3 protein-coding genes and 2 pseudogenes are annotated in these 4,191 nt (G+C 64.4%); all 5 read left to right on the top strand.

Annotated features, from left to right (window positions below; genetic code table 11):
• Nucleotides 1–143 (top strand): annotated as a pseudogene (locus ACVOMB_RS20705) (IS5-like element ISCARN85 family transposase); the annotation flags it as partial.
• A 362-nt stretch (nt 144–505) separates the two neighbouring features.
• Nucleotides 506–718: pseudogene (locus ACVOMB_RS20700) on the top strand (DNA gyrase C-terminal beta-propeller domain-containing protein); the annotation flags it as partial.
• Nucleotides 719–944: 226 nt separating this feature from the next.
• Nucleotides 945–2,726 carry an oleate hydratase gene (locus tag ACVOMB_RS20695; protein WP_016448219.1) on the top strand — a complete coding sequence of 594 codons (1,782 nt, stop codon included), beginning with the start codon at nt 945–947 and terminating at the stop codon, nt 2,724–2,726.
• Nucleotides 2,723–3,610, top strand: a complete 888-nt coding sequence (locus tag ACVOMB_RS20690; RefSeq protein ID WP_016448220.1) for a 3-hydroxyacyl-CoA dehydrogenase — start codon at nt 2,723–2,725, stop codon at nt 3,608–3,610. Before ACVOMB_RS20695 ends, ACVOMB_RS20690 begins: the two co-directional genes overlap by 4 nt.
• Nucleotides 3,611–3,718: 108 nt before the next feature.
• The coding region (locus tag ACVOMB_RS20685) for a TetR/AcrR family transcriptional regulator (RefSeq protein ID WP_301655330.1) at nt 3,719–4,191 on the top strand (473 nt) is incomplete at its 3' end.

Below are 4,191 nucleotides of genomic sequence, written 5' to 3'. Positions count from 1 at the left end.
AGATCTACAAGCGCCGCAACGAAATCGAGCGCCTGTTCCGCCGTCTGAAAGGGTTCCGCCGCATCTTCAGCCGCTTCGACAAGCTCGACGTCATGTTCGCGGCCTTCATCCACTTCGCACTGATCGTCGAATCGTTGCGATAGTGTTAACAGGCCCTAGTCCGGTGGCAGCGGCGCCAGCGGCGCGTACCTCGGCAGCAACAGCAGCAATTTCGCCCATTTCCTGGGCGGCTGGTTCGCGCACAACACCCGGGTGAGCCGCAATCTGGCGCCCGAAATCGCCGGCCTGACGGCGCGCTACGCCAGTCCCGCCAGCGCCGCCGGTGTTGCCGTCGTCCCGCAATTTTCGAGCGGCTGCGCCAGCTCCTCCCACTTCGATGCCGCCGGCCGCGCCGCGATCAACCTTGCCGGGACCAGCGGCTGCGGTTCGCCGCCCACCCGGCGTCCGGCAGCTACCTGTTCCTCAGCGCCAGCACCCCGCCAGTGCTGCGCTCTCCGACCACCACGATGTGCTGCTGATCTCCGATGGCGGCACGCTGGTACGCACGCCGGCGGCGCACATCGCCCAGGTCGGCCGCAACACGCAGGGCGTGACCCTGATGCGCGTGCAGGCCGGCGAGAAGCTGCAGGCGATCGAGCGGCTGGATGTCTCGCTGGACGACGCCGATGCCGAATCAATTACGAGCGTCGACGCGGACAGCAGGGGCGAACAGTCGTAGCCTGCGCGGGCGGGGTCGGCAGTAACAATACCGGCATCGTCCCCGCCATCAAACGCGCTTACCTCTGGGCACCTTCGGGTGCCCAGATCATTTGCGGGCCGCGAAAAGCCGTCCGGACAGCCATATAGATCTCAAATCGAATTCAAATATCAGATGATATACATTGCCGTGGGAGTGACATTTCGCTAGATCGATGACCTTGAACTTCCCCGACTGGAGTCCGTACATGTATTACAGCAGTGGCAATTACGAAGCCTTCGCCCGCCCGCGCAAGCCAGACGGGGTCGACGGCAAATCCGCATGGTTCGTCGGCTCCGGCCTGGCCTCGCTGGCCGGCGCCGCCTTCCTGATCCGCGATGGCCAGATGCCGGGCGAGCGCATCACCATCCTGGAACGCATCGACGTGCCGGGCGGCGCACTGGATGGACTTGAGAAGCCGGACAAGGGCTTCGTGATCCGCGGCGGCCGCGAGATGGAGAACCATTTCGAATGCCTGTGGGATCTGTTCCGCAGCATTCCGTCGCTGGAAGTCGAGGGGGCCAGCGTGCTCGACGAGTTCTACTGGCTGAACAAGGACGACCCCAATTTCTCCCTGCAGCGCGCCACCATCGAACAGGGCAAGCCTGCGCCCGACATGGGCAAGTTCACGCTCAGCAAGGCCGCGCAGAAGGACATGCTCAAGGTCTTCATGGCCACGCGCGAGGAGATGGAGAACAAGCGCATCAACGAGGTGTTCGGTGAGGACTTCCTCGCCAGCAACTTCTGGATGTACTGGCGCACCATGTTCGCGTTCGAAGAGTGGCATTCGGCGCTGGAAATGAAGCTCTATCTGCACCGCTTCATCCACCACATCGGCGGTCTGGCGGATCTTTCCGCGTTGAAGTTCACCCGCTTCAACCAGTACGAATCGCTGGTGCTGCCATTGGTGAAGTGGTTGAAGGACCAGGGCGTGGTGTTCCAGTACTGCACCGAGGTGACAGATGTCGATTTCGACATCGATGCCACCAACGGACGCAAGCAGGCCACGCGCATCCACTGGAACCGCGACGGCCAGCCCGGTGGCATGGCACTCGGCCCCGATGACCTGTTGTTCATGACCATCGGCTCGCTGGTGGAAAACAGCAACGAGGGCGACCACAAGACCGCGGCGCTGCTGGACGAAGGCCCGGCACCGGCTTGGGATCTGTGGCGGCGCATCGCGGCCAAGGATCCGTCGTTCGGGCGGCCCGACGTGTTCGGCACGCACATTCCGGAGACCAAATGGGAATCCGCCACCATCACCACGCTGGACGCGCGCATCCCGAAGTACATCGAGAAGATCGCCAAGCGCGACCCGTTCAGCGGCAAGGTGGTGACCGGCGGGATTGTCACCGCCAAGGATTCCAGCTGGCTGCTGAGCTGGACGGTGAACCGCCAGCCGCACTTCAAGAAGCAGCCCAAGGACCAGGTCGTGATCTGGTTCTATGGCCTGTTCGCGGACGTGCCGGGGGATTACGTCAAGAAGCCGATGCAGGACTGCACCGGCGAGGAAATCACCCAGGAATGGCTGTATCACATGGGTGTGCCGGTTGAGGACATCGCGGAGCTTGCAGCCACGGGAGCCAACACCGTGCCGGTGATGATGCCGTACATCACCGCCTTCTTCATGCCGCGTCAAGCCGGTGATCGCCCTGACGTGGTGCCAGCGGGCGCTGTGAACTTCGCATTCATCGGCCAGTTCGCGGAGTCGAAGCAACGCGACTGTATCTTCACCACCGAGTACTCGGTGCGCACGCCGATGGAAGCGGTCTACACGCTGTTGGGCATTGAACGCGGCGTGCCGGAAGTGTTCAATTCCACCTACGACATCCGCACCCTGCTGGATGCACTGCACCAGCTGCGCGATGGCGAAGAATTGGCCTTGCCGGGCCCGTCGTTCCTGCGCGACCGCGTGTTGGCCAGGCTCGACCGCACCGAGATCGGTGCATTGCTCCACGACGCCGGCCTGCTGGCCGGGGAGGACGCATGAACATGACACAGGACACCACAAAGACCGTCGCCTCGCCCTCCGGCCTGCAGCGGGTGACCGTGCTGGGCACTGGCGTGCTCGGCGCGCAGATCGCCTTCCAGTGCGCCTTTCACGGCAAGAGCGTCACGGCGTACGACATTGACGCAGCAGCGCTGGAGCGTGCCCGCGACGCCCTGACGCGATTGGCTCAGACATATGCCGCCGACCTGCCGGGGACGACGCCCGAGGCGACCACCAGGGTCGCGGCGGCCATCGCACTGAGCAGCGACCTTGCGCAGGCCGTGCGCGACGCGGACCTGGTAATTGAAGCGGTGCCGGAGAAGCTGGAACTCAAGCGCTCAGTCTATGCCGAACTCGCCAGGCTGGCGCGCGAAGGCACCATCTTCGCCACCAACTCCTCCACGCTGCTGCCCAGTGCATTCGCGGATGCGACGGGCCGGCCGGAGAAGTTCCTGGCGTTGCATTTCGCCAATCACATCTGGCGCCAGAACACAGCGGAAGTGATGGGTACGCCGCAGACCGATCCTGAGGTGTTCGAGCAGGTGGCGCGCTTCGCTGCGGAAATCGGCATGGAACCGATCCGACTGCACAAGGAGCAGCCGGGTTACGTGCTGAATTCGCTGCTGGTGCCGTTGCTCAACGCGGCCGCCGCCTTGTTGTTGAAAGGTGTGGCGAGTCCGGAGGACATCGACAAGACCTGGCGAATCGGGACCGGCGCCAAGCTGGGGCCGTTCCAGATCTACGACATTGTCGGCCTGCGCACGGCGTACAACATCGCAAGCGCAAATCCCGCAACGCAGGGCTGGGCCGAATATCTCAAGGTGAACTACATCGACAAGGGTCGCCTGGGCGCCGGTGCGGGGGGTGGCTTCTACGATGATTGACGCCATGTCCGCCGCCCGTGCGTGCTCCGTCGGGAACGGTCACCGCACGCTGACGGCGTCCTGTGCAAGGCGGTGGCATACTGCCGCCCCGTCGCGCCGGAGCCGGCCGTGAGCCAAGCCCAACGCCACGCACGTCCGCTCAACCGCAGTGAATCGCAGGCCCGCACGCGCGCGGCGCTGCTGGATGCCGCCGAGGCGCTGATCGTGGAGCACTCGATCCCGGCGCTGTCGCTGCGCGCCGTCTGCACGCGTGCCGGCTATACGCAGGGGGCCTTCTACTCCAACTTCGCCGATCGCGAGGAGCTGCTGCTGGAGGTGATGGAGCGCAACCTCGAACAGAAGGCCGCCAGCCTGGAGCAGATGCTGGCGACCTGCGGCGACGCAGGTCTCGACGGCACCCTGGCGTGCATCCTGGATTGGCTGGACACCATCCACCATCGGGGCGAATGGGCGCGCATCGCCATGGAGCTGGGGTATAGGAAGTTCAACCGCCCTTTTTGGCGAGTCTGGCGGGTAGGAAGCGGCCGCGCAAGCGCCGCTTTGGGCACAGATCGGGCACAGATCGGGGGTTCATGCGTGGG

Source organism: Stenotrophomonas sp. STEN018 (assembly GCF_056760235.1).
The sequence above is the reverse complement of the archived record's forward strand: the minus strand, read 5'-3'. Positions and strand labels throughout refer to the sequence as shown.

Excerpts from the sequence above, each read along its gene's own strand:
- ACVOMB_RS20695 (WP_016448219.1), top strand. The coding sequence starts at position 945 with ATGTATTACAGCAGTGGCAATTACGAAGCCTTCGCCCGCCCGCGCAAG.
- ACVOMB_RS20690 (WP_016448220.1), top strand. The coding sequence starts at position 2,723 with ATGAACATGACACAGGACACCACAAAGACCGTCGCCTCGCCCTCCGGC.